Below are 23,776 nucleotides of genomic sequence, written 5' to 3' on the forward strand. Positions count from 1 at the left end.
TACCGCCAAAAAACGTATTGTGTGGTTTGTCGTGCGACGGCCGGGACTTGACGGAGCGTCACTGCCGCCCAGACGGCCTCGAGCCGGCCCGTCCAGAGGCGCCGGAACGGGCCCCGGCGTGGCCGTTGCCGCCGCTGCGGATCGCCTCGCGATCCGGGAAGGCCCGGGCCCCGTCGGGCCGTGAGCGAGAGGAACGTTTCTGCACCGAGCCGCCGATCCGGCGTCCATCAGCGGGAAGCCACCCGGAACACCTGGTACCGCCACGCACTGCTTCGAGTCGGGCATCGGCACGCACGGCCGCCGCCCGGCCGTCCGGTCAGGCCCGGGGCCCGGGCACAGGTGCCCGGGCCCCGAGTCCCGCGTGTCACTGCATCAGTGTCACTTGCCGAGCTTGAAGCTCTGGGTGCAGACCAGCGACTCGCGCTCGCTGTTGTCCTGGTTGGACAGGCCCAGGAGGGCGCCGGCCGAGATGTTGACGTCGTCGACGTTGATGAGACCCTGCGTCGAGTCGTTCTGCTCGCACGACTGGTTCTGCTTGTTGTCGAGCTTGAACGTCGGGCCGCCGTCGCCACCGTAGGCCTGGCTGACGCCCGCACCGAGGAAGCCGACACTGCCGAGCATGGCCACGACGACTGCGGCCTTCTGGTACTTGCGCATTACTGCTCCGTTCTCGAACCGACACAGTCCGTTGTGGACCGGCCACTTACAGTGGTTACTGTATGCGTCCCGCGACGGCTGCCAAGGAGGGAAACGCCCATTTACGCAAGTTTCGCGAAGAAAGTTCGGAAGCCGTGCGTGACGGACCGGGGCGCACGGTGACGCACTCGCCCTCGCGTCGCGACGGCGAGTTGAGCCGGACCGCACCCAGGGAAGCGGGGCCGGCCGGGAACGGTCGGAGGCCGAAGCCCGGCTCGACCGGCGGGTCCCCGTTCAAGGGTGATCTGTGGTCATACGCCGTAACTGCCGGCGGATCGTCGCGTTGAGGGGGGAGTGCGGTGGCCCTGACGCTGCCGCCTTACCAAGTCCTAAGGAGTAGATGATGTCTCTCATCGCGAAGGCGGGGATCGTCACCCTCAGCACGGGCGCTGTCGTCCTCAGCGGGGCCGGTCTCGCCGCGGCCGACGCCGGCGCCCAGGGCGCGGCCATCGGCTCGCGCGGCGTGGCGTCCGGCAATGTGATCCAGGTGCCGATCCACGCGCCGATCAACGTGTGCGGGAACACCGTCTCGGTGATCGGTGCCCTCAACCCGGCCGTCGGCAACACCTGCAAGAACGGCGGCGGCCACCACAAGAAGCACGGTTACGGTCACTGACCTCTGCCGGTCCCGCGCAGGAGCCCCGACGTGATCAAGCGCCGGGGCTCCTGCCGTGTGTGACGGTGTGTCAGCTCAGCCGTACCGGTAGATTCTCCCGACATCCTCCAGTTCGTCCGGGGTCACGTCCCACGGGGGCAGTCTCTGGTGCCGGGCCACGACCCGGTCGTACTGCTCGTCGTCACGGCCCGGCGGCGTCGCGGGGAGGTAGCGGGCCCCGCGGTGCCGACGCTGCCAGCGCTGCCACTGCAGATCGATGAAGGCGTGGTGCAGCCAGAAGACGGGGTCGTTGACGGAGGCGCCGCCGAGCATCTCGCCGCCGACCCAGCGGTGCACCCGGTTGTGGTTGCGCCAGGAGGTGCCTCCCCGGCCGGTGCCCCAGCCCTCCAGCTTGTTGCGGAAGCCCCGCGTGACCGTCGAGTCCCAGGGCGCCACGTCGTACACGGGGTCCTTCAGCGCCCACTCCAGTTCGCTCTTCGTGGGCAGGTCGATCGGGTGGCGCGAGCGGCCGAGGTCCCTGGTGAGGAAGGGCTCGTCGGTGACCCCGACCTTGATGGTCCAGTGCCCCTCCCGGTAGGCGAACGGACCGGTCGTCACCTGACGGTCCGAGCGGCGCCCGTCGCCGCCGAGGAGGTCCGCGGTCCAGGGGACGGAGGTGGGCGTGCGGTCGCGCGTCCAGTCCCAGTACGGGACGGTGACCGAGGAGTCGACGCGGCGCAGCGCGCGCTCGAGTTCCAGCAGGAAGCGGCGGTGCCAGGGCAGGAAGGAGGGTGCCATGTGGGCGCTGCGCAGTCCGCGCTCGCCGTCGGAGGGGAAGTACTGGATGTGCGTCCGCACGAACTCGTCGTACTCGCCGCGCCGTTTGAGCTCGAGCAGGGCCTTGACGAACCGGCGTTTCTCGGCTGCCGTGAGGGTGCGGGCGTCCCTACGCACGTACGCCATGCCGGTGCCCCGTCCGTGAGTGTGCCGCGCCCGCCGGTCCCGGGGCCGGGACGCGCAGCCGCCGTTCGGGGCCGAGTTCGTCGACGGCGGCACGGGCTGCCTCCAGCGGTGTCCGGTACGGCCTGTAGTGGTCCACCATGCTCAGCCAGGTGCCGTCGGCGCGGCGCATCAGGTGCAGCGGGCGGCCGTCCACGGTGACGTCCCACCGCCCGTCCTCGGCCGCGGCGCCGGCGGGGATCCACACGCCCTTGATGCGGCGGCCTTGGTAGGTCTCGTCGAAGTCGGTGCGGTCCGGGATGTCTCCGGCTCCCGACCGGGGAGGTGAGGACCGCGGAACGGCGGCCACCGGGGCCAGGACGGCGAGCAGTGCGCAGGCGGCGAGACCGCCCGTGGCGTTCCGCCGTGTCGTGCCCTTCGGTCCGGGCGGTGCCGGTTCCCGTGCCGCCTTCCCGGTAGGTGCCGGGGCTCCGCCGATGCTGACGACCAAGGTGCGCTCCTCGTCCGGTTCGGTTGTCCGTAGCCGTAACGGCGAAGGTCCCGCTCGGTCACTGCCACGCGGCCGTGCCGGTGACAGCCGGCGGCCGCCGCCGCGCGTGACTCGCCGCCGGGCGAGGGGGGGTGCCCTCCCGGGCAGTACGGGCTCCGGACGACCACGGGTGCGCGGGCGGCGCGGGCCGGCGTCACGGGCCGTACATACGGAGGGACGGCCCTCGGACCGAGCCGGGGGCCGCCTCCGTACGGCGCTGTGGTCCCAGGCCTACAGCCACAGGTTGCCGTGCACCGGCTTGGCCTGGTGCACGGCGGCCGCCGTCTCCTGCGCCGTGGGGATCAGCGAGTTGTGGCCGTTCACGCCGACGGGGAGCTTGGTCGTGACGCCGCCGCTGAAGTCGGTGCCCGCCAGGTCGGGAACGTTCGCGGACGCCGGAGCGGGGGCCGCGGGCGCGCTCGGGGCCGCCGGCGCGCCCTGCGCCGCCAGAGCCACAGGGGTGCTCTGCGCCACAGGGGTGCTCTGCGCCACCGGAGCGCTCGGAGCCGCGGGCGCGGCCTGGGCCACCGGAGCGGACTGGTACACCGGAGCGCTCGGCGCCGTCGGAGCCGCGGCGGCCGTCGGAGCCGCGGGGGCCACGGGCGCGGCCTGGGCGACCGGAGCCGCCGGGACACTCTGAGTCATCGGCGCGGACTGGGCCGTCGGAGCGGACTGGTACACCGGAGCGGACTGGGCCATCGGCGCGCTCTGCGCCGTCGGCGCGGCCTGGTACGCCGGAGCGGCCTGGTACGCCGGAGCGGTCTGGGTCATCGGCGCGGTCTGGGCCACCGGGGCGCTCTGCGCCGCGGGCGCGGCCTGCAGGTCGGGCATGCTCGGCGCCGCCGGAGCACTCGGGGCGACGGCCCCCTCGGCGAACGCAGGCGCGCCGACGCTGGCAGCGATCAGGGATCCGGCAAGGACGGCGGCAGCCTTCAGGGACTTCATCGTGTTCCTTTCCGCGGCAACGAAGGTTGCCGGAGGGGACTCTGTCGTCGTGCCTAACGAGCCCTGACCGGACGGGAAACCCGAAACGCCGAAGATTGCAAGTCCTCATATGAGATCAGTCGTGGTGCCGTGCGGAGATCTGCACCACGATGGGACGGGCCGGCCGCCCTCGCGCCCCGTACGGGGGAACGGCAGCGGCCTTTCTTCGGGATCCGGGCAGTCGGCCACCGAAGGGACGGCCGCGGGCGTCGGCCCCGGGGGCGGACGTCGGGTGGCGGGCGGCGCCCTCATCACTGCGGGCGCGAAGGCGGTGCCGGGCCCGCCGGCTCGCCCCTCACGGCGCACCCGCCGTCCGGGCCGAACGGCCGTGCGGAACAACACCGTTGACGCACAGCCCCAGCGCCCCCTGCGCGTTGCGGCACAGGCGTGTGACCGCATCCACGATTCCGACACATTTGTCTGATTTATATTCCTTTCACGGCCTTTGTCTGTTCGCTGACTAGAGTTGCGCTCCTCCCACGCATCCCTCCGGGCGGACGCATCGCACGGGTGCCGCCGCCTGCCACCGCCACCTGTTCCGAAAGGGCAACGACGGTCATGCGCCATTCTCTGGTTCCGCTGGTTCGCGGCGCGACAGCGGGCGTCCTCGCCATTGCAGCGATGTGGTCATCCGGCGGCCTCCCGGCCGCCGCGCCGGCCGCGGCGCCCGCGCCGGAGGCGAGCAGCCTCTCGTTCGACCAGCGGTACCGCGCGCTCCAGCACGGGGGCATCGTGCGCGCGGCCAACACCTCCATCACCTGCCGAGCGAGCGAGGGGGGGTGCTCGGCCGCCCAGGACGGCAGGGGGGTGAACGGCGACTTCGACATGTTCTACGTCGACGTCGACCGCGACCCGAACACCTACAACTCCTCCCGTGCGCAGGTCCGCCTGCCCTCCGGGTCCCGGGTGACCTACGCGCGCCTGTACTGGGGCGGCAACCTGCGTGTGGGTGAGCAGAAGCCGTCGGAGGACAACGGGCGGGTGCTGATCGCGGAACCGGGCGGGGAGTACAAGCAGGTCGTCGCGGACACGGTCGTCGGACACCGCGTGACGGACGACGTGGACGCCTTCCAGGCGTCGGCCGACGTGACGGGGCTGGTGCGCGACAGCGGTGCCGGCCTGTACACCGTGGCCCAGGTCAACGTGGCCAGCGGCAGGTCGGCGGCCGGGGCGTGGGGCGGCTGGACGCTGGTGGTGGCCTACGAGAACGCGGCGGAGCCGTTGCGGCACCTCGCCCTCTGGGACGGTTTCGCCCCGGTGCAGTCCGGTGGGCAGGAGCTGCGGCTGCGCGACGCGGCCTTCCCCGCCGGCGTGGGCGGCCACGCGGGTGTCGTGGCGTACAACGGCGACCGCCGCACCACCGGCGACTCGCTGGTCCTGACGACCGGTCAGTCCGGCTCCGAGCACGACTCCGCCGAGCTCACCGACTCCGCCAATCCCCACGGCGACGTCCTGAACTCCACCATCAGCGAGCCGCAGTCGATGTCCTCCTCGCGGGAGCCGGCGTACCCGCACACCCTCGGCTACGACTCCGACGTCCTCGACCTCGGCGGAGGCTGGCGCCGCGCCGGCGACCAGGTGACCCTGCGGCTCCGTTCCCAGCGGGACGCGGCGTGGGCCGGTGTGCTCTTCGCCGCCGTCGACGCCCGGCAGTGAGCGCGGTACCACCAGTCCGGAGCGCTGCCGTGAACAAGGAAACCGCGCATGCGGACATGACGCCCACGGGTACCCGGCCGCGGGTCCTGCACGTGACCCAGCCGGTGGACGGCGGGGTCGCCCGCGTCGTGACGGACCTGGTCCGGGCCCAGCTGGCGGACGGCCTGGAGGTCGTCGCGGCCTGCCCCGACAGCGCGCTCAGCGCCCGGCTCGGGGCGCTGGGCGCTCAGGTGCGGCACTGGGAGGCCACGCGGTCGCCGGGCCCGTCGCTCGTGCGGGAGGTACGGCACCTCGCACGGCTGATCGACGACGTACGGCCCGACCTGGTGCACGCGCACAGCGCCAAGGCCGGGCTCGCCGGGCGGCTCGCGGTGCGCGGCCGGATCCCGACGGTCTTCCAGCCGCACGCCTGGTCGTTCGAGGCGGTCGGCGGGACGGCCTCGGCCCTCGCGCTCAGGTGGGAGCGGTGGGGGGCGCGCTGGGCCGCGCGGGTGGTCTGCGTGAGCGAGGCGGAGCGCGTCACCGGCGTGCGCGCCCGGATCGCCGGCCGGTGGACGGTCGTCCCCAACGGTATCGACCCGGGCCGCTTCCGCCCGGCCGTCGCCGGCGCCGTGCGGGCCGGTCTCGCGCCCCTCGCCGGCGTCTCCCCGTCGGCGCCCGTCGCCGTGTGCGTGGGGCGGCTGTGCCGGCAGAAGGGGCAGGACGTGCTGCTGCGGGCGTGGGAGGCCGTCGTGCGCGAGGTGCCCGGCGCCCGCCTCGTCCTGGTCGGCGACGGCCCGGACCGCGACCGGCTGCGGGCGGACGCGCCGGCCTCCGTGCTGTTCACGGGCGCCGTCGCGGACGCCTGCCCCTGGTACCAGGCCGCCGACCTCGTCGTCCTGCCGTCCCGCTGGGAGGGCATGGCGCTGGCCCCGCTGGAGGCGATGGCCTGCGCGCGGCCCGTGGTGGTCACGGACGTCGACGGGGCGCGCGAGAGCCTGCCGCCCTCCTGCGCCGCGCGGTGCCTGGTCCCGCCGGAGGACCCGGCGGCACTGGCCGAGACCGTGACCGGGCTGCTGCTCGACCCGCCGCTGCGCGCGTCGCTCGGCGACGAGGTCCGCCGGCACGTGCTCTCCACCCATGACGTGCGGCACACCGCCGAGGCGGTCGCGGGCGTCTACCGCGACGTGCTCGGCACCGGGCCCGCCACCAGAAGGACGGGCCCGCCCCCAGCGGCCGAGCGCGTGCAGGCGTTCAGCACACCGCACGGCCGGCCGCTCGACACAGGTCGTGGCACCGAGGCGAACCGGACCGAACAGCGCTTCGAGCCCATTGAGCACAGGGAGTCGAACCACTCGTGACCGCCGAACGTACCGTCCACTCCCCCGGCGTGCAGCCGAGGGACCATCAGTCCTCGCCCGTCTCGGTCGTGCCGCCGCGCGGCACTCCGGCCGGTGTGAGGTTCCCCGCCCAGCGGACCGCGGCACGGCCGGTCTCGCCGCTGCCGCTGCTCGTCGCGGACGGCGCCGCCGCCGTGGTGGGCACCCTGGCGCTCACCGGGACCGGGTGCCCTCCGCTCCTCGTCGCCCTGCTGCCGGTCGCCTCGCTGGTGCTGCGCCCGCGCGACGGCCTGTCGCCCGTGCCGAGGCTGCTGGAGGAACTGCCCGCCCTGTGGGGCCGCATGACGGCGGCCTGGCTGCTGCTGACGGCGCTCGCCACGGTGTACCCGCCGCCGCGGGACCTGTCCACCGGCACCGTGCTGACGGGTCTCGCGCTGCAGGCGGCGGCGGGCTGCGTGCTGCGCGGCGCCGTGCACGGCCGCAGGCGCGCCAGGCTGCTGCGCCACCCGCACACCGCCCTCCTGGTCGGCCCGGCGACGACCGCGCAGCGCGTGGCCGCCGCCGTGCTGCGGCACCCGGGGTGCGGTGTGCGGCCCGTGGGGGTCGTCGCCGAGCAGCCGGACGGCGCCGAGGGCCTTCCGGTGCTGACCACCGGCGAGGAGGTCAAGCGCGCGGTCATCCAGAACGGGGTGCGGGCGGTGCTGGCCGTCCACCCCTGCGTGCGCACCGAACAGGCGCCGCTGCTGCGGGAGCTGGCCGAGTCGGGCTGCACGGTGTGGGAGGTGGACGCCGAGTCCCCGTCGTACCCCGCCAGGGAGCGGCTCGCCGGGTTCGCCTGCCGGCGTCTGGACCTGTCCCCCACGCGTCCCGACAGCGCGGCCAAGCGGGCCCTGGACATCCTCGTGTCGGGGACGCTGCTGCTGCTGATCAGCCCCTTGCTGCTGGCGTTCGCGGTGGCGCTGCGGCTCAGCGACGGGCCGGGCGTGGTGTTCCGGCAGGAGCGCATCGGCAAGGACGGCAAGCCGTTCACGCTGCTGAAGTTCCGTACCCACCGCCCGGTCGACGAGCACGAGTCGGCGACCCGGTGGAGCGTGGCGAACGAGAACGATATGCGGCGGTTCTGCCGCATGCTGCGGCGCACCTCGCTGGACGAGCTGCTCCAGCTGTGGAACGTGCTCCGGGGCGACATGAGCCTGGTCGGACCGCGGCCCGAACGCCCTTACTTCGTCTCGCAGTTCAGCCAGACCTACGCCGGTTACGCGGCCCGTCACCGCATGCGGACCGGCATCACCGGCCTCGCACAGGTCAACGGACTGCGCGGCGATACCTCGATCGAGGACCGCAGCCGCTTCGACAACGCCTACATCGACGACTGGTCGTTGTGGCAGGACGTCTGCATCCTGCTGCGCACCGCGGCCTCGCTGGTCCGCCCGACGGGGAGCTGAGATACGTGAGCCACGCCCTGACACGGCTCCCGCACCGGGCCGCCGCGCTGACGCCGGTCCTGCCCATGGTGGCCGTGCTGGTCCTGCTGGCCCTGCCGCTGACACCGGGCGGGGCCGGGCCCGCCGACGTGGTGTCCGGGCTGGTGGTGGTGTACTGCGTGATCCGCCTGGTGCGGGAGCGCAGGCGCTCCCTGTCGCCGGCGGCGGCCCTGGTGCTGGGCCTGCCGGTGGTGGGGCTGGCGCTCGCCGCCATGGGCGCCTCCTCGCCGGGGGCCGGGCTCGGCGGTCTCGGCCGCTACCTGCAGATCTTCGTGCTCGTCCCGGCGGCCGTGCTCCTGCTGATCCGCGGCCGGGCCGACTTCCGGGTCCTCGCCTGGTCGTTCGTGGGGCTCGCGCTGTGCCAGGGGGCTCTGGGCGTCCACCAGTACGTCACCCGGACCGGCGCTTCCTACCAGGGCGAGGACATCCGCGCGGTCGGAACCTTCGGCGCGCAGGACGTGATGGGCATGGCGGGGGCGGTCGCCCTCGGCCTGGTGTGCGCGGTCGGGATCGCGCTGGGCCGGTCGCCGGTGCGGCAGCGGGCGATCGCCGCCGGGTGCGCCGTGGCGCTGCTGGCGCCGCTCGCGCTCTCCTTCAGCCGGGGCGCCTGGATCGCGACCGCCCTGGCCTGCGCCCTGCAGCTGGTGCTGGCCGGGGTGCGGCGCGCGCTGAAGGTCGCCGCGGCCACCGCCGCCGCGGGCATCATCCTGGTGGGCGGGTTCGGCGTCGGCTCGGCACTGCTGCAGGAGCGGATCGACAGCATCGCGCAGGTCACCGACGCCCCCGACCAGTCCGTCGTCGACCGGTACACGCTGTGGGCGTCCGCCACCGGCATGTGGCGCCAGAACCCGCTGACCGGTGTGGGCCTGAAGGGCTTCCCCGAGTACCGGGACGGGCACGCGACCCTGGCGCTGTCGTCGGGCAGTGAGATCGCGGGCGCGGGGTCGGCGTACCACCGGCAGGCCCTGCTGTCGCCGCACAACATGTACCTGCTGGTGCTGAGCGAGCAGGGCCTAATCGGCCTGGTCACGCTCGCCGGTGGCTGGCTGGCGCTGCTGGTGTGCGGGCTGCGCAGGATGCTGCGCGTCCGCGACCGCCGCGCGGGACTCGACTGCGGGCTGGTCGCCTGCGGGCTGCTGGTCTGGCAGCTGACCGACTTCGTGTACGGGGACATCGGCGGCCCCTCGACCGTGCTGACCGCCATGCTCCTGGGGCTCGCGGCGTGGTGGGCGCTGGCCGGCGACCGGCCCGGGAGCGCCGCCGCGCCCGCCGCCGCACCTGCCGCACCCGCCGCACCCGCCGCCGCGCCCGCGGCGCGCGGGCGCGCCGAGGAGGCCGTGGCGCGATGACGGTGAAGCCCTCCCACAGCAGCGAGTCGGCGACGGGCGGCGCCCCGACCGTCCCCGCGGCACGCGCCGCCGCCCCGGCCGGGGACGGTGCCGATCCGGCCTCGGCCTCCCGGAAGTTCCTCGCCAGGGCCACGCTCGTCACGGCGTCGCTGTCCATCGCCGGCTCCGTGCTCGGCCTGGTGCGCGACCAGGCCCTGGCGCGGCTGTTCGGCGCCGGCAGTGACACGGACGCCTTCCTGGTCGCGTGGACCGTGCCGGAGTTCGCCGCCACCCTGCTCATCGAGGACGGGCTGGCGCTGGTGCTGATCCCGGCGTTCAGCATGGCGCTGGCCCGCCGCGCCCGGGGCGCCGCGGGCGAACCGGTCCGTGCCCTGGTCGCCGCCACCCTGCCCCGGCTGTGCCTCGCCCTCGCCGCGGTGGCCGCACTGGTCGCCGCCGTGGCCCCCTACCTCGTGCGGGCCCTGGCGCCCGGCCTGCCCGAGCCGCGGCTGGCCGCCGACTGCACCCGGCTCACGGCGACCTGCGTGCTGACCTTCGGGCTGGCGGGGTACTGCAGCGCCGCCCTGCGGGCACACCGCCGCTTCCTCGCGCCCGCCGCGATCTACGTCGCCTACAACACCGGCATCGTCGCCGCCATGTTCCTGTTCGGCGGGAGCTGGGGCGTGCGCTCCGCCGCCGTCGGGGTGGCGGCGGGCGGCTGCCTGATGGTGGCGGTCCAGGTCCCCTCGCTGTGGCGGCAGCTGACGTCGCGCACGCAGGCGCCGCGCGGGACCGGGGCCGACACCGAGGAGCGGCCGATGCAGCTCGCGCTGATCGCCGCCGTTCTCCTGTTCGCGCTGGTCCGCCAGTCGCAGGTCCTCGTCGAACGTTTCCTCGCCTCCGGCCTGCCCGCCGGGGCCATCTCGCATCTGAACTACGCCCAGAAGGTCGCCCAGATCCCGATGACGATGTCGCTGATGCTGTGCACCGTCACCTTCCCGGTGGTGGCGCGGGCGCTGGCGGACGGCGACACCGAACGGGCCCGCACCCGCGTGCAGCGGGATCTGGCCCTGGCCTCGGGGCTGGTCCTGCTGGGCATGTGCGTGGTGATCTCCTGCGCCCCGCAGCTGACCGAACTGCTCTTCCAGCGCGGCGCGTTCACCGGCGAGGACACCGCGGCCACGGCCGGCGTCATGCGCGTGTACGCCCTCGGGCTGCTGGGCCAGACCCTGGTGGGCGCCCTGGTCCGCTCCTACTTCTCGGCGGGCCGGCCGAGCTGGTACCCCGTCGGCGCGATGACCGTGGGCATCACCGTGACGTCCTGGATGGGAGCCGCCACCGTGGGCGCCTGGGGCGTGACGGGGATCGCCGCGGCCAACGCGCTGGGCATCACCGTCACGGCCGCCCTGCTGCTCGCCGGACTGGGCACGGGCCGCCGGACCGGCCCCCAGAGCCTCTCCCTGCGGATCCGCCAGGTGCTGGCCGAGCTGAGCAGGCCCGTGCGCGCCGCGGTCGTCGCGACCGTCGCCGGGGCGTTCGTGGCCGGCCGGCCGGACTCCCCGGTGGCGGGCCTGGTGGCCGGCTGCCTGACCGTGACCGTCGTCTTCGTCCCGCTCACCGTGGCCCTGGGGGCCCAGGGCCACGCATCCGCACTGCGCTCCGCGCGCACCCTCACACGAAAGCTCACACATGGCCGCTTCCGCTAGTCCCGTCGACGCCGGCAGACTCCCCGCTCCCCGCCCGGATCCGTGCCCGTGGGTGGCGATGTACCACTCGGTGGGCGACTGCTCGGACGACCCGTACCGCATCACGGTCACGCCCGAGCGCCTCGACCGGCAGCTGGTGTGGCTGCGCCGGCACGGGCTGCGGGGCGTGTCCGTGGCCGAGCTGCTCGCCGCGCGCGCCCGGGGCGAGGGGCGGGGCCTGGTCGGGCTCACCTTCGACGACGGCTACGCCGACTTCCTCACCGACGCGCTGCCGGTGCTGCGCCGCAGGGGCTGCGGCGCCACCCTGTTCGTGCTGCCGGGACGGCTCGGCGGCGACAACGCCTGGGACCCGCTCGGCCCGCGCAAGCCGCTGCTGACCGCGGACGGCATCCGGCAGGCGGCCGCCGAGGGGGTGGAGATCGGCTCCCACGGGCTGACGCATGTCGACCTGACCCGGGCCGACGACCTCACCCTCAAGGCCGAAGCCGTCGAGAGCCGCGCGCTGCTCCAGGAGCTGACCGGCACCCGGGTCGACGGCTTCTGCTACCCGTACGGCACGGTCGACGCCCGCGCCGTCGAGGCCGTACGGGACGCCGGCTACGCCTACGCCTGCGCCATCGACCCCGGCCCGCTGACCGGGACGCACGCCCTGCCGCGCGTGCACGTCGGGCAGAACGACACGGCCTGGCGCCTGCACCTGAAGCACCGTCTGCACCGGCTGCGCCGGCGCGCGGTGGAGGGCGTGTGAGATGAGGGCGCTGCACATCATCACCGGTCTCGGCGTCGGCGGCGCCGAGCAGCAGCTGCGTCTGCTGCTGCGGCACCTGCCCGTCGAGTGCGACGTCGTGACCCTCACCAACCCGGGCGCGGTCGCCGAGGGCCTGGCCGCCGACGGGGTGCGGGTGGTGCACCTCGGCATGAGCGGCAACCGCGACCTGGCCGCGCTGCCGCGCCTGGTCCGGGTGATCCGCTCCGGCGGCTACGACCTGGTGCACACGCATTTGTACCGGGCCTGCGTCTACGGGCGGCTCGCCGCGCGGGTCGCCGGCGTCCGCGCGGTCGTCGCCACCGAGCACTCGCTGGGCGACTCGCAGATGGAGGGACGCCGGCTGACGGCGGGGGTGCGGGCGCTGTACCTCGCCAGCGAGCGCCTCGGCTCGGCGACGGTCGCCGTCTCCCCGGCGGTGGCCGACCGGCTGAAGCGGTGGGGCGTGCCCGCGCCCCGCATCGAGGTCGTCCCGAACGGCATCGACCTGGACCGCTTCCGCTTCGACCCGGAGCGGCGCGAGCGCACCCGGCGGCGCCTCGGCCTGCCGGAGGGCGCGTACGTCGTCGGCGGTGTCGGCCGGCTCGCCCCCGGCAAGCGGTTCGACGTCCTGGTCCAGGCGCTCACCCGGCTCCCGGACGACTGCTGGCTGCTGCTGGTGGGCGGCGGCCCCGAGGAGCACGTCCTGCGCCGCACCGCCCACGAGGCCGGGGTCGCCGGGCGGGTGCTGTTCACCGGCGAACGCCCGTACGTCCCGGACGGCTCCCCCGGCCCCGACCTGCCCTCGCTCACCGCCGCGATGGACCTGCTCGCGTCGCCGTCCACGGACGAGGCCTTCGGCCTGGCGGCCGTGGAGGCGATGGCCTGCGGCCTGCCCGTCCTCTACGCCTCCTGCCCCGCCATCGAGGACCTGCCGCAGTCGGCCGCCGCGGGCGCCCGGCGCGTGCGGGGCGGTCCCGAGGAGTACGCCCGCGAGATCGCCGCGGTCCGCGCGGCGGGACCCCGGCCGCGCACGTCCCCGGAGGCCGCGCACCGCTACAGCATCACCCGCAGCGCGACCCGGCTCATGGGCGTGTACGCGGCAGCGGTCTCCAGCTCGTCGTCATCCCTCCTCTCACCTTCGGGAGCAAGCCCGTCATGACCGACACCCCGACCCGTCAGCGCCGTCTGTCCCTGGCCCGTGTCAGGACGCTGCCGTCCTGGTCGCTGCTCGCGGCCGGCACCCTCGCCGGCGGCCTGCTCGGCGGCGCGTACGGCCTGCTGACACCCGAGACGTACACGGCCACCAGTTACGTCGTCGCCGTGCCGACCCCGAAGTCCGACGCGAACTCCGCCCTCGGTTTCGCGCAGGCGTACGGCCGGGTCGCCACCCAGCTCGCGGTGCTGGCGGAGGCCCAGGACCGGGCGGGCGTGCCGGTGCGCACGCTGCGGGAGAGCGTGCGGGCGGCGACCTCGCCGGACGCTCCGATGGTGGCCGTGACGGCTACCTCCTCGCGTCCGGCCCTCGCCTCCGACATGGCCAACGCCGTCTCCCGCGCGCTGACCCGGCAGGCCAACGCCGCCAAGGACAGCACCCACGTCCAGCTCGTGCAGTTCTCGCGCGCGGTCCGGCCGACCGAGCCGACGTCCGCGTCGCCGGTGGTGACCTCGCTGGTGGGCGCGAGCGCGGGCGGGCTGCTGTGCGGTCTGGCCCTGCTGGTGCGGCCCCGGCGCACCGGCCGGGACGAGGGGCCCGCGCCCGCCGCCTCGGTCCCCGGCCCGGCCACCGCCGGCGCCGCCGCGGCCGTGGCCGTGGCGAAGGGCAAGCGGTGACGACGGTGTGCGCGGCCGGCGCCGGTGCCGGTGGGCGCCGGCCCGGCGGGCCGGCCGCGGACCGGGGACGGGGGTGCGGGCGGTGCGCGGCGGTGGCGGCTCACCCGGAGGCGGGCCGGCCGCCACCGGCCGGCCCGGCGGACGCGCTAGCGCTCGCGCGACCACCAGTCGAAGCGGATGCAGAGCGTCCCGCCGAGCCAGTACTCCACCCAGCCGCCCAGGTCCAGCGGGGAGCAGCCCTCCGGGCGCTGGGGCGTGGCGGGCGCGGGCGGCAGGCCCGGCACCGTCCCGCCGGTGCGGCCGAAGAGCACGGACCGGTAGACGCGGGACGCCTTCGGGTTGTCCCCGCACCGCCACACACCGTGCGGGCAGTAGTCGCTGAGCGTCTGGTAGAGCGGCCGGTGCTCGTCCATCCAGGCCAGCATCCGGCGCATGTACTCGGCGTTGTCGCCGTTCCGGAAGAGCCCCCATTCGGGATAGGAGATGGGTTTGCCGTGGGCCGCCGCGAAGTCCACATGAGCCTGCAGCCCGTAGGGCTCCGTCACCTGCCGGTCGAACGACAGCCGGGCCGGCTGGTCGTAGGAGTCCATGCCGATGATGTCCACCGTGTCGTCACCCGGGTAGCAGCGCGTCCACGCGACGGCGTCCAGGCCGCGGCTCGGCGCGAAGTCGAAGCGGAACCGCTGGCCCGGCACCGAGCGCATGGTGGTGACGATCCTGTTCCAGTACTGCTTCCAGGCCTCGGGGTCCGGTCCGCAGCGGTGGGTGTACGTCACGCCGTTCATCTCCCAGCCGAGCACCAGGACCGTGTCCGGCACGTTCAGCCGGACCAGCCGCTCGGCGAGGGCGCGGAAGTGGTGGTCGAACGCCCCGGCCGCGCCCTGCCGCAGCAGCTGCCCGACCTCGTCGTCGGAGACGCCCGCCTCGTTGCGCTCCTGCAGGGGCACGTTGAGGACGAGCATCCGTTCGGGCCTCTCGTTGCGCCAGCGCGCCCAGGCGTCGAGGAAGCTGACGTCGCCCTCGATGTCGCTCCAGCGGTTGCCGGGCAGGTAGGTGTGGCCGACGCGGATCTCGGCGCCGCCCAGCCAGCGGCTGAGCGCCGCGATGCGCCCCACGCCGGCGGCGTCGGAGCCGAGGAAGGCACCGATGGCCGTGGTCTGCTGCGGCAGCGGGACGAGCGCCGGGGGCAGGGTCGGCAGCAGGGGCGCGTTCGGCAGCAGGGGCGCGGGCGGCGGCGGGGGGAACACGGGCGTGTCCGTGGGTGCCGCGGGAGCGGCCGGGGCGGTCGCCGCGGGCACCGCCGGGGGCGGGACGGGAGCGTCAGGACCGGTGGCCCGCAGCACCTCCACCCCCGCCGCGGGCCCGGACGCCAGGGTGGCGGAGGCCGCGACGACCACCGCGCCCACAGCCAGCCGGCTCACTCGGGCCCGCTTGTGCCGTAGGGCCATGCCTGCTCCTTCCTTTCGCTCTCGTCCGGACTTTTGCCGAATTTTGCACAATTGACGGACAGTCATATGAAGTCAGGCACACGAAAGCCGGCGGCGCCACCGTCACTGCGGCTTTTGCGTGCCCCGCTCCCCCGCACGGGGGAGCCGAAACGAAAGAAGAGTGAATTCGTGTCGCTGCTCGACACCGGTGTTCCCGCCGTACTGGTGCGGATCGACCGGAATCCCTTCCACCACGGAACGCTCGGGGCCGTGCGTTCGCTCGGCAGAGCGGGAGTGGAAGTGCACGTCGTCGCCGATTCCGCGGAAAGTCCCGTCAGCAGGTCGCGTTACGTACGGCAGATGCATGCCCCGCCGCTGCCGGGCGCGTCCCCGGACGACATCCTCGCCGTGCTGCGCCGCGTGGCCGCCCGGATCGGGCGCCCCGCCGTCCTCATCCCGATGGACGACGCGACCGCGATCGCCGCGGGCCGGATGGGGGACGACCTCGCGCCCTCCTACCTGCTGCCGGCGATGCCGGCCACGCTGGCGGAACGTGTCGCCGACAAGGAGCAACTGGCCGCCGTGTGCGGGTCCGCGGACGTCCCCCACCCGGTGACGCTGGTCCCCGGCAGCCCCGCGGAGGCCGCCGCCGGCGCCCGCCGGCTCGGGCTGCCGCTGGTGGCGAAGTGGAGCCGCCCCTGGCTGCTGCCCGCCGGCAGCGGCCTGCGCAGCACGGTGCTGGTGCGCTCCGTGCAGCAGGCCCGGGAGCTGTACCTGCGCTCCGAGGAGGCGGGCAGCCGGCTGCTGCTGCAGGCGTACCTGGCGCCGGGACCTGACCGGGACTGGTTCTTCCACGGTTACGCCGACCGTTCGGGCGCCGTGCGCGCGGGCGGTCCGGGCCGCAAGCAGCTGTCCTGGCCGCGGGGGGCGGGGCTGACCGCGGTCGGCTGCTGGACACCCAACCCGCAGGTGCAGACGCTGGCCGAGCGGCTCACCGGCGAACTGGGCTATCGCGGCGTGTTCGACCTCGACTTCCGCCGCTGCGGCACGACGGGCCGGTACCACCTGCTCGACTTCAACCCGCGCCCCGGCGCCCAGTTCCGGCTCTTCGCCGACAGCGCGGGCCTGGACGTCGTACGCGCCCTCCACCTGGACCTGACGGACCGTCCGTTCCCCGGCGGGGCGCCGCTGGCCGGACGGGCCTTCGTCGTGGAGAACTACGCGCCCCTGGCCGCGCTGCGGACGGCGCCGGGCGGCCGCGAACTGGCCTGGCACGCCCCGGACGACCGCGCTCCGGGGCGGGCGATGTGGGCCCTGTGGTGCCGGCACGTGTCCCGCCGGCTGCGGGAGCGGCTGAGCGCGGCGACGGTTCCCGGGCCGCGTCCCGCGTCCCGGGTGCCCTCCCCCTCCCTGACCGACAACGAGAAAGCGAGCAGTAGATGATGTACGACCTTCTGGTGGTGGGCGCGGGCCCGTACGGCCTGTCGATCGCGTCCCACGCCGCGGCCGCCGGGCTGAACCTGCGCGTGTTCGGCCGGCCCATGGCGTCGTGGCGCGACCACATGCCCCGCGGGATGCTGCTGAAGTCGGAGCCGTGGGCGTCGAACCTCTCCGACCCGCAGGGGCGCTGGCGCCTGGACGCGTACTGCGCGCAGCACGGGCTGCCGGCCCGTCACGCGCACCCGATCTCGGTGGAGGCGTTCGCCGCGTACGGCCTGTGGTTCGCGCGCCACGCCGTGCCGGAGGTGGACGAGCGCACCGTGACCGAGGTGGGGTCGGCCCCCGGCGGATTCGCGGCGGTCACCGAGGACGGGGAGACCCTGCATGCGCGGACGGTGGCGATGGCGGTCGGCGTGATGCCGTTCGTCGAGGTCCCGGCGGCACTGCGCGGGCTGCACCCCGCGCTGGTGACGCACAGCAGCCACCACAGCGACCTCGGCCAGTTCCGCGGCAAGGACGTCACGGTGGTCGGCGGTGGCCAGGCGGCGCTGGAGACCGCGGCGCTGCTCGCCGAGCAGGGCACGCGCGTCCGGGTGCTGGCGCGGGCGGACCGGCTGGTGTGGAACGACGTGCCGCCGCCCTGGGAGCGCCCGTGGTGGCAGTCGGTCCGCTCCCCGCACAGCGGTCTGGGCCCCGGCTGGCGGAACTGGTTCTACTCCGAGCGGCCCAGTCTCTTCCGGCGCCTGCCGGAGCCGACGCGGGCGCGCATCGCCGCCACCGCGCTGGGCCCGGCGGGCGCCTGGTGGGTGCGGGACCGGGTGGAGAGCGCGGTGGAGCTGCTGCCGGGTCACGAGATCGCCGCCGCGGGCGCGGTACCGGGCGGCGTGCGGCTGGACATCGTCAGCCGCGACGGTGCGCCGCGCACCCTGGAGACCGAGCACGTCGTCGCCGCGACGGGGTTCCGGGCGCGCTGCGACCGGCTCGGGATGCTCTCGGCCGACCTGCGCGGGACGCTGGCGGCTCTGCCCGACGGGTCTCCGGAGGTGGGGCGCGAGTTCGAGTCCTCCCACCCCGGCCTGTTCTTCGCGGGCCTGGTGACCGCCTCCGGCTTCGGCCCGGCCATGCGCTTCGTCCACGGCGCGACCTTCACGGCGGGGACGCTCGTCCGGGGGGTGCGCCGCCGGCTGAGAACGGCTCCGGCGGGCTGGATGGTGCCGGTACCGGCGAGCGGCAGCCGGCACGAGTCGCCGTCGCCGGTGCGCCCCTGACGCGGGGCTCCGTGGCGCCGCCCGCGGTCCGCGGGCGGGCACGCGGCCGCCGCAGCCCGCCCGTGTCGCACTGACGTGGGCGGACTGCGGCGGCTCGCCGTGGTGCCGGACGGCTGCCGTCCGGCACCCGGGGCGGCTACCGGCGGGCGGCGGCCCGGCCCCGGCGGTACATCGTCGCCCCGCCGGCGATCAGGGCCGCGCCGGCGGCCGAGGCCCCCAGCAGGGACTTGGTGCCGGTCTCGGCCAGCTGCGGCGGCTCGCCGGGCTGCTCGGCCGCGGGCGGCGTCGGAGTGCTCGGCACGGCGGGCGGGGTGGGGCGCGGCGTGTCGACGTCGGCGGGGGGAGTCGGGGCGGGGGTGCCGGAGGGCGGAGGCGTCTCGCAGTCGTCGGTGGGCGGCGCCTGCGTCTCCTCCTGCTCGTCGTCGGAGGCGTCGTCGGAGTGGTCGTCCGAGGGCTTCTCCGCGCCGTTCCTGCAGTCGTTGCCGAGCGCGTCGTTCAGTGCGCCGACCACGCTGACGGTGTTGCCGCACAGGTTCACCGGCACCTCGACCGGCAGCTGCACGGTGTTCCCCGACAGCAGACCGCCGGACTTCTCGGCGACTCCGGCCGCGTGCGTGTCGGCGAGGGCGGAGCCGGTGTACAGAGACAGGATGCTCGTGGCGGCGGCCGCCGTGAACACTCCCCTGCTCAGGGTCTGTCGCAATGTAGTCGTCTTCCTGTTCGAAGAGTGGGGGGAGCCGGCCTCGGCACGGAGCTCGACGGTCGAGGCCGGCCGTGACACAGCCGGAAGGGGCCGGCGCGTCAGGCGGTCGGTCGTTCTCGCACTCGCAGCCGAGCGCCGGTTCCGCGTGGGGACATCGCCCGTGTCCCGCACTCGCTCACCGGAATGCGCGACGGAACTCGGACGAGCAGGGCCGCTTCGCGGGGCGCAGCGGGAATTCCCGCCCGGGTGAGGGGCGAACACGTGACGGTGCAAGGCGGACGGGCGACATCGCCTTCTCGAGCACTGCGTGTTCCTTTCTCGTGGCGCCGCATGCCCTACTGCTTCATCAACCGGACGCACGCGATTTGGTAGCGCACATTCACCCGGTTGGACCGCGCCGCACACGAAGGGGCCCGGCGATACCGCATTCCGCGGAGTACCTGGGGCGTCCGCTGTGGCGGGCGGGTGCCGGCCGGGAACGACGCCGTCCCTGCCCCCTCCCGCGGTGCGGGAGGGGGCAGGGGCGGCGGAACGGCCGGGTGGTGCGCGTCCGAGGCGGGCGGAGGGTTCAGACCCGGGCGTCCTCCGGGAGCGTCACCAGCCAGCGGGTGTCGCGGCGCGGACGCAGGTAGAGGACCCAGTAGAGGGTGGCGACGGCCGTGATGCCGCCGGTCCACAGCAGGTAGCCCACTTCCTGCTGGACGAGGATGTACGCCAGGAAGACGATCAGCGCGAGCGGCACCGCGGGCCACAGCGGCATGCGCCAGGCGGGCGTGTGCCGGTGGGAACCGCGGCGGGCCAGCAGCGCGGCGACGGCGACGAGCAGGTACATGCCGGTCACCGAGACGCCCGTGACGCCGTACAGCGTGTCCAGGTTGACGAAGCACAGCGCGGCGCCGGGCACGCCCACCGCGAGCGTGGAGATCCACGGGGAGCCGAAGCGGCCGAGCCGGGAGAAGGCCTTGTTCACCGGCTCCGGCCAGGCCTTGTCGCGGGCCGAGGCGAACAGGACGCGGGAGTTCTGGATGACCATGACGATGCCCGCGTTGACGATCGCCAGGGCGACGCAGAGGCTGACGAAGGTGCCGACGGCGGAGCTGGACCAGGCGGTCACCATGCCGCTGAGGTCACCGCCGGTCAGTTCCCCGACGTCGGAGGCGCCCAGGGTGATCGCGACGACTGGCACCAGGATGATCACGGAGGAGATGGCGAGGGTGGCCAGCACCGTGCGGGCGACGTTGCGGCGCGGGTGCTCCAGTTCCTCAGAGAGGTAGACGGCGGTGGAGAAGCCCTGGGTGATGAACAGGGCGACGGCGAGGCCGGAGACGACCAGCATGGCCGTGACGGAGTCCGTGCGGCCGTCCGCGCCGGCCACCTGGAGGGACAGCAGGCTGCCCGGGCCGCGGTGGCCGTGGGCGAAGCCCAGGAACGCGACGACCGCGGCGGCGATCACCTCGAGCACCAGGAAGATGCCGGTGATCCAGGCGTTGGCGCGCAGGTCCAGCAGACCGGCGAGGGTGGCCAGCAGCATCACGCCCGCGCCCGTCATGGCGGGGTCGAGGTGCACGATCGGCGCCAGGTAGTCCGCCGTGCCCATCGCGATCACCGGTGGGACGATCACGACGACCAGCAGGGACAGCACGAAGACCAGCCAGCCCGCCAGCCGTCCGGCCATCGTCGAGACCATGGCGTACTCGCCGCCCGCGCTGGGGATGAGGGTGCCCAGCTCCGAGTAGCAGAACGCCACGGCGATGCAGAGGACGGAGCCGATGGCGATGGTCAGGGCCGTCGCCGTGCCGAGCGAGCCGAACAGGTCGGGGACCACCACGAAGAGCGTGGAGGCGGGCGTCACGCACGAGAGCGTGAGGAGTGTGCCGCCGACCACCCCGATGGAGCGCTTCAGCTTCTGGGGGCTGTCGGCCGTCCCCGGGACGGCTTGTTCGACAGGGCGGAGCGTGTCGGTCATGCGGCGGTTCCGATCGATGCGTACGGCAGATGGGGGTAGGGAGCGCTATCGCCTCCGGCGGCTTCGGTCGTATGTGCTCTCGTCCGCTCCCGGCGCTGCATGGAACCCCGACGAAAACCATCACGTCAATGCCCGTCTGCCTTCGAAATCCGCACCTGCGGAGCTGCGTCGCTCACATCGTTTTCGCAGGCAGCGACGAGTCTATGAAGCATTCACCAAGCTCTGGCGAACCGTGACCTTACTTTCGCAGGTCGAACAATCGTGATGCCTGCGTCACCCCTTTTGTCATCCGCCCACGACATTCGCAGTACCGGCCGCGAAAAAATGTCAGGCCGTCCGTTATCCGGACGGCCTGACGGTGGCACCGCGTGACGCTCAGTGGTTGCGCGGGAACCCGAGGTCGACGCCCGCGGGCGCGTCCGCCGGGTCGGGCCAGCGGGTGGTGATCACCTTGCCGCGGGTGTAGAAGTGCGTGCCGTCGTTGCCGTAGATGTGGTGGTCGCCGAAGAGGGAGTCCTTCCAGCCGCCGAAGGAGTGGTAGCCCACGGGGACCGGGATCGGCACGTTGACGCCGACCATGCCGGCCTCGACCTCCAGCTGGAAGCGGCGGGCCGCGCCGCCGTCGCGGGTGAAGATCGCGGTGCCGTTGCCGAACGGCGAGGCGTTGACGAGGGCCAGCCCCTCCTCGTAGGTGTCCACCCGCAGCACGCACAGCACCGGGCCGAAGATCTCGTCCTGGTACGCCTTCGCGCCGGTCGGCACCTTGTCCAGCAGCGAGATGCCGATCCAGTGCCCGTTCTCGAAGCCCTCGACCGTGTGGCCGGTGCCGTCGAGGACGACCTCGGCGCCCTCCGCGGCCGCGTTCGCCACGTAGGAGGCGACCTTGTCGCGGTGCGCCGCGGTGATGAGCGGGCCCATCTCCGAGGCGGGGTCGTTGCCGGGGCCGATCTTGATCTTCTCGGCGCGCTCGCGGATCTTCTCCACCAGCGTGTCGCCGATCGCGCCGACCGCCACGACGGCGGAGATGGCCATGCAGCGCTCGCCGGCGGAGCCGTACGCGGCCGAGACGGCGGCGTCGGCGGCCGCGTCCAGGTCGGCGTCCGGCAGGACCAGCATGTGGTTCTTGGCGCCGCCCAGGGCCTGCACGCGCTTGCCGTGGGCGGAGGCGGTGGTGTGGATGTACCGGGCGATGGGGGTCGAGCCGACGAAGGACACGGCCTTGACGTCCGGGTGCTCCAGGAGGCGGTCCACGGCCACCTTGTCGCCGTGCACGACGTTGAACACGCCGTCGGGCAGGCCGGCCTCGGCCAGCAGCTCGGCGATCCTGATCGAGGCCGACGGGTCCTTCTCGCTCGGCTTCAGCACGAAGGTGTTGCCGCAGGCGATGGCGATGGGGAACATCCACATCGGGACCATCGCCGGGAAGTTGAACGGCGTGATGCCGGCGACCACGCCCAGCGGCTGCCGGATCCCGGCCACGTCGACGCGGCTGGCCACCTGGGTGGACAGCTCGCCCTTCAGCTGGACGCTGATGCCGCAGGCGAGGTCGACGATCTCCAGGCCGCGGGCCACCTCGCCGAGCGCGTCGGAGTGCACCTTGCCGTGCTCGGCGGTGATCAGCTCGGCGATCTCGTCGCGGTGGGCGTCGAGCAGGGCGCGGAACCGGAACAGGATCGTGGTGCGCTGGGCCAGCGAGGACTGGCCCCAGGTGACGAAGGCGTCCTTGGCGGCGGCGACGGCGGCGTCCACCTCGTCGACCGTCGCGAAGGCGACCTTCGTGGTGACCGCCCCGGTCGCCGGGTCCGTGACCGGCCCGTACGTGCCCGAGGCGCCTTCGACGGTCTTCCCGCCGATCCAGTGGTTGACGATCTTCGTCATGCCCGGTTACTCCTTCACAGATGGCGGCGTCGGCCCGAGATGTGCCGTTCGTCCGGCTCGCGTGCCGTGACCGGCGGCGGTCGGGTCGCGGTCTCGGCCCCGGATACATCCCACCAGGCCCGTGCCGCGGGCGCGCCCGACACTGTGTCTGCGGTTTCGCTCTCCCCGTAGACACTTGTGGGAGTGTCCGCCGCCGGCACCCCGGCGAGCGTCTCCCGGCCCTGGTCCTGGTTTTGGTCCTGGTCCTGGTCGTGATCCTGGTCGTGGTCCGGCTCGTCGGCGCCCCTTCCGCTCACGGTCGCCCGGGAACCTCCGGCGCGGGCCGCGGCGGGCGGGGAGTCGACGCTCGCACTTCGCTCCTGCCAGGGCGAAGGGGCCTCCCGCGCCGGAGGCGATCGGTGCCGGGCGTCGCGGGCGGGTGGACGGGGACGGGGCCGTGACCCGGCCGACCACGTCCGCACCGCCCGGGGTGCGGGACTCCTCGTCCGCTCGGCGTCCGGTGTCCGCACCGTACAACCGCCGGGTGGCGAAGAGGTGTTCCACGCGCCGCCGCAGGCGCCGGAACGTGTTTGCCCGCCGCCCGGCGCGGTACGGCGACGGCGCACGGACGCCGACCGCCCGCGCCCGGGCCCCTCCACCGTCCGGCGGTCCTCGCGCCACCTCCGCCGTCCGTCCGGCGAACCGGCCCCCTCCGCCGTACTCACCGGCCCACCCGACCGGCTGCCGGCAACCCCCGTCGCCGATGCCGCCGGCGCCCCTCGCCGTCACGGCGAGCGTCCGGGCCCGCGGACGGGTACCGCTTCTGCCTCGGGTCTGTCACAAACACCCGCGCCGTGTCACACGTGTCCCGGGTACACGGGTCCTGCGTCACATCCGCACGACAGGGGCTTGCCCCTCCCCGGGGTCCGTCGTTCACGGGACACAGGCTGGTGATCGCCAGCGCTGCGCCCGGCGCCCCCGACGGCCTTCCCGGCCGCCGCCGCGGCGCGCGCGGGAGGGTGCAACTGATGACCGACCGAAGGCTCTGGTCGTACAAGGAGATCGCGGCGCACATCCGTGTGCAGCCGGACACCGTGCGCTCCTACCGCAAGCACGGACTGCTGCCCCCGCCCGACCACGTCGAGAGCGGCAAGCCCTACTGGTACGCCGACACAGTCCGCTCCTGGGCGGCCTCCCGGCCGGGCAACCGGGGCCGCGGCGCCTGACCCGGCCCGCAAGGACCTCCGGCCGCGGCCTGCCCCACCCGGGCGCGGGGGGCA

20 protein-coding genes and 1 pseudogene are annotated in these 23,776 nt (G+C 74.3%); 12 read left to right on the forward strand and 9 right to left on the reverse strand.

What is annotated here, in order from left to right; all coding sequences use genetic code 11:
• Positions 1-378: 378 nt before the first annotated feature.
• Entirely contained in the window at positions 379-657 is a 279-nt protein-coding gene (locus tag ABZ920_RS04090; protein WP_361498556.1) for a hypothetical protein, read from the reverse strand.
• A 382-nt stretch (positions 658-1,039) separates the two neighbouring features.
• Between ABZ920_RS04090 and ABZ920_RS04095 the strand changes: the two genes are divergently transcribed.
• Positions 1,040-1,312 (forward strand): chaplin, encoded by a 273-nt coding sequence (locus ABZ920_RS04095; protein WP_361498558.1) that lies wholly within the window; start codon positions 1,040-1,042, stop codon positions 1,310-1,312.
• 75 nt (positions 1,313-1,387) lie between these two features.
• Here ABZ920_RS04095 and ABZ920_RS04100 read toward each other — a convergent pair whose 3' ends face one another.
• The 3 genes from ABZ920_RS04100 to ABZ920_RS04110 form a co-directional block, all read right to left on the reverse strand.
• Positions 1,388-2,254 carry a tyrosinase family protein gene (locus ABZ920_RS04100; protein ID WP_361498560.1) on the reverse strand — a complete coding sequence of 289 codons (867 nt, stop codon included), beginning with the start codon at positions 2,252-2,254 and terminating at the stop codon, positions 1,388-1,390.
• Positions 2,238-2,621, reverse strand: coding sequence for a tyrosinase cofactor (locus tag ABZ920_RS04105; RefSeq protein WP_361498884.1), 384 nt, complete (start codon positions 2,619-2,621; stop codon positions 2,238-2,240). The genes ABZ920_RS04100 and ABZ920_RS04105 overlap by 17 nt, the downstream gene beginning before the upstream one ends.
• 390 nt (positions 2,622-3,011) lie before the next feature.
• Positions 3,012-3,725 (reverse strand): hypothetical protein, encoded by a 714-nt coding sequence (locus ABZ920_RS04110; RefSeq protein WP_361498562.1) that lies wholly within the window; start codon positions 3,723-3,725, stop codon positions 3,012-3,014.
• 597 nt (positions 3,726-4,322) lie between these two features.
• Between ABZ920_RS04110 and ABZ920_RS04115 the strand changes: the two genes are divergently transcribed.
• From ABZ920_RS04115 to ABZ920_RS04150, 8 genes are read left to right on the forward strand one after another with little or no spacing between them, the layout of a single operon-like run.
• Positions 4,323-5,420 carry a DUF3344 domain-containing protein gene (locus tag ABZ920_RS04115; RefSeq protein WP_361498564.1) on the forward strand — a complete coding sequence of 366 codons (1,098 nt, stop codon included), beginning with the start codon at positions 4,323-4,325 and terminating at the stop codon, positions 5,418-5,420.
• A gap of 56 nt (positions 5,421-5,476) precedes the next feature.
• Complete coding sequence (locus tag ABZ920_RS04120; protein WP_361498886.1) at positions 5,477-6,760, forward strand: glycosyltransferase; 1,284 nt, start codon at positions 5,477-5,479, stop codon at positions 6,758-6,760.
• Entirely contained in the window at positions 6,757-8,184 is a 1,428-nt protein-coding gene (locus ABZ920_RS04125; RefSeq protein ID WP_361498566.1) for an exopolysaccharide biosynthesis polyprenyl glycosylphosphotransferase, read from the forward strand. The genes ABZ920_RS04120 and ABZ920_RS04125 overlap by 4 nt, the downstream gene beginning before the upstream one ends.
• A gap of 5 nt (positions 8,185-8,189) precedes the next feature.
• A complete protein-coding gene (locus tag ABZ920_RS04130) occupies positions 8,190-9,572 on the forward strand; it encodes an O-antigen ligase family protein (RefSeq protein WP_361498568.1) in 1,383 nt (460 codons plus the stop codon).
• Positions 9,569-11,257: a lipid II flippase MurJ gene (locus ABZ920_RS04135; protein ID WP_361498570.1), complete on the forward strand. Its 1,689-nt coding sequence runs from the start codon at positions 9,569-9,571 to the stop codon at positions 11,255-11,257. The genes ABZ920_RS04130 and ABZ920_RS04135 overlap by 4 nt, the downstream gene beginning before the upstream one ends.
• A 58-nt stretch (positions 11,258-11,315) precedes the next feature.
• Positions 11,316-12,005, forward strand: coding sequence for a polysaccharide deacetylase family protein (locus tag ABZ920_RS04140; RefSeq protein WP_361498888.1), 690 nt, complete (start codon positions 11,316-11,318; stop codon positions 12,003-12,005).
• 1 nt (position 12,006) lies between these two features.
• Positions 12,007-13,164, forward strand: coding sequence for a glycosyltransferase (locus ABZ920_RS04145; protein WP_361498572.1), 1,158 nt, complete (start codon positions 12,007-12,009; stop codon positions 13,162-13,164).
• Positions 13,161-13,835, forward strand: coding sequence for a lipopolysaccharide biosynthesis protein (locus ABZ920_RS04150; protein ID WP_361498574.1), 675 nt, complete (start codon positions 13,161-13,163; stop codon positions 13,833-13,835). The genes ABZ920_RS04145 and ABZ920_RS04150 overlap by 4 nt, the downstream gene beginning before the upstream one ends.
• 146 nt (positions 13,836-13,981) lie before the next feature.
• On the opposite strand, the gene ABZ920_RS04155 is transcribed toward ABZ920_RS04150, so the two are convergent.
• Positions 13,982-15,283, reverse strand: a complete 1,302-nt coding sequence (locus tag ABZ920_RS04155) for a glycosyl hydrolase (RefSeq protein WP_361498576.1) — start codon at positions 15,281-15,283, stop codon at positions 13,982-13,984.
• Positions 15,284-15,451: 168 nt separating this feature from the next.
• On the opposite strand from ABZ920_RS04155, the gene ABZ920_RS04160 reads away from it, so the two are divergent.
• Both ABZ920_RS04160 and ABZ920_RS04165 read left to right on the forward strand, forming a co-directional pair.
• A complete protein-coding gene (locus tag ABZ920_RS04160; protein WP_361498578.1) occupies positions 15,452-16,705 on the forward strand; it encodes an ATP-grasp domain-containing protein in 1,254 nt (417 codons plus the stop codon).
• Positions 16,705-17,970 carry an NAD(P)-binding domain-containing protein gene (locus tag ABZ920_RS04165; RefSeq protein ID WP_361498890.1) on the forward strand — a complete coding sequence of 422 codons (1,266 nt, stop codon included), beginning with the start codon at positions 16,705-16,707 and terminating at the stop codon, positions 17,968-17,970. Before ABZ920_RS04160 ends, ABZ920_RS04165 begins: the two co-directional genes overlap by 1 nt.
• 136 nt (positions 17,971-18,106) lie before the next feature.
• Here ABZ920_RS04165 and ABZ920_RS04170 read toward each other — a convergent pair whose 3' ends face one another.
• From ABZ920_RS04170 to ABZ920_RS04185, 4 genes and pseudogenes are all read right to left on the reverse strand, one after another.
• Positions 18,107-18,673, reverse strand: a complete 567-nt coding sequence (locus tag ABZ920_RS04170) for a chaplin family protein (RefSeq protein WP_361498580.1) — start codon at positions 18,671-18,673, stop codon at positions 18,107-18,109.
• A 568-nt stretch (positions 18,674-19,241) separates the two neighbouring features.
• Positions 19,242-20,639 carry an APC family permease gene (locus tag ABZ920_RS04175; protein ID WP_361498582.1) on the reverse strand — a complete coding sequence of 466 codons (1,398 nt, stop codon included), beginning with the start codon at positions 20,637-20,639 and terminating at the stop codon, positions 19,242-19,244.
• 375 nt (positions 20,640-21,014) lie between these two features.
• Entirely contained in the window at positions 21,015-22,517 is a 1,503-nt protein-coding gene (gene mmsA, locus ABZ920_RS04180) for a CoA-acylating methylmalonate-semialdehyde dehydrogenase (RefSeq protein WP_361498584.1), read from the reverse strand.
• A gap of 14 nt (positions 22,518-22,531) precedes the next feature.
• Positions 22,532-22,735, reverse strand: a pseudogene (locus ABZ920_RS04185) (3D-(3,5/4)-trihydroxycyclohexane-1,2-dione acylhydrolase (decyclizing)); the annotation flags it as partial.
• A 789-nt stretch (positions 22,736-23,524) separates the two neighbouring features.
• Between ABZ920_RS04185 and ABZ920_RS04190 the strand changes: the two are divergent.
• Entirely contained in the window at positions 23,525-23,722 is a 198-nt protein-coding gene (locus ABZ920_RS04190; protein WP_361498586.1) for a MerR family transcriptional regulator, read from the forward strand.
• Positions 23,723-23,776 lie beyond the last annotated feature (54 nt).

This window comes from Streptomyces sp. NPDC046831 (genome assembly GCF_040645305.1).
GTDB lineage: Bacteria > Actinomycetota > Actinomycetes > Streptomycetales > Streptomycetaceae > Streptomyces.

Excerpts from the sequence above, each read along its gene's own strand:
- ABZ920_RS04090 (WP_361498556.1), bottom strand. The coding sequence starts at position 657 with ATGCGCAAGTACCAGAAGGCCGCAGTCGTCGTGGCCATGCTCGGCAGT.
- ABZ920_RS04095 (WP_361498558.1), top strand. The coding sequence starts at position 1,040 with ATGTCTCTCATCGCGAAGGCGGGGATCGTCACCCTCAGCACGGGCGCT.
- ABZ920_RS04100 (WP_361498560.1), bottom strand. The coding sequence starts at position 2,254 with ATGGCGTACGTGCGTAGGGACGCCCGCACCCTCACGGCAGCCGAGAAA.
- ABZ920_RS04110 (WP_361498562.1), bottom strand. The coding sequence starts at position 3,725 with ATGAAGTCCCTGAAGGCTGCCGCCGTCCTTGCCGGATCCCTGATCGCT.
- ABZ920_RS04115 (WP_361498564.1), top strand. The coding sequence starts at position 4,323 with ATGCGCCATTCTCTGGTTCCGCTGGTTCGCGGCGCGACAGCGGGCGTC.
- ABZ920_RS04120 (WP_361498886.1), top strand. The coding sequence starts at position 5,477 with ATGACGCCCACGGGTACCCGGCCGCGGGTCCTGCACGTGACCCAGCCG.
- ABZ920_RS04135 (WP_361498570.1), top strand. The coding sequence starts at position 9,569 with ATGACGGTGAAGCCCTCCCACAGCAGCGAGTCGGCGACGGGCGGCGCC.
- ABZ920_RS04140 (WP_361498888.1), top strand. The coding sequence starts at position 11,316 with ATGTACCACTCGGTGGGCGACTGCTCGGACGACCCGTACCGCATCACG.
- ABZ920_RS04145 (WP_361498572.1), top strand. The coding sequence starts at position 12,007 with ATGAGGGCGCTGCACATCATCACCGGTCTCGGCGTCGGCGGCGCCGAG.
- ABZ920_RS04150 (WP_361498574.1), top strand. The coding sequence starts at position 13,161 with ATGACCGACACCCCGACCCGTCAGCGCCGTCTGTCCCTGGCCCGTGTC.
- ABZ920_RS04155 (WP_361498576.1), bottom strand. The coding sequence starts at position 15,283 with ATGGCCCTACGGCACAAGCGGGCCCGAGTGAGCCGGCTGGCTGTGGGC.
- ABZ920_RS04165 (WP_361498890.1), top strand. The coding sequence starts at position 16,705 with ATGTACGACCTTCTGGTGGTGGGCGCGGGCCCGTACGGCCTGTCGATC.
- ABZ920_RS04175 (WP_361498582.1), bottom strand. The coding sequence starts at position 20,639 with ATGACCGACACGCTCCGCCCTGTCGAACAAGCCGTCCCGGGGACGGCC.
- mmsA (WP_361498584.1), bottom strand. The coding sequence starts at position 22,517 with ATGACGAAGATCGTCAACCACTGGATCGGCGGGAAGACCGTCGAAGGC.
- ABZ920_RS04190 (WP_361498586.1), top strand. The coding sequence starts at position 23,525 with ATGACCGACCGAAGGCTCTGGTCGTACAAGGAGATCGCGGCGCACATC.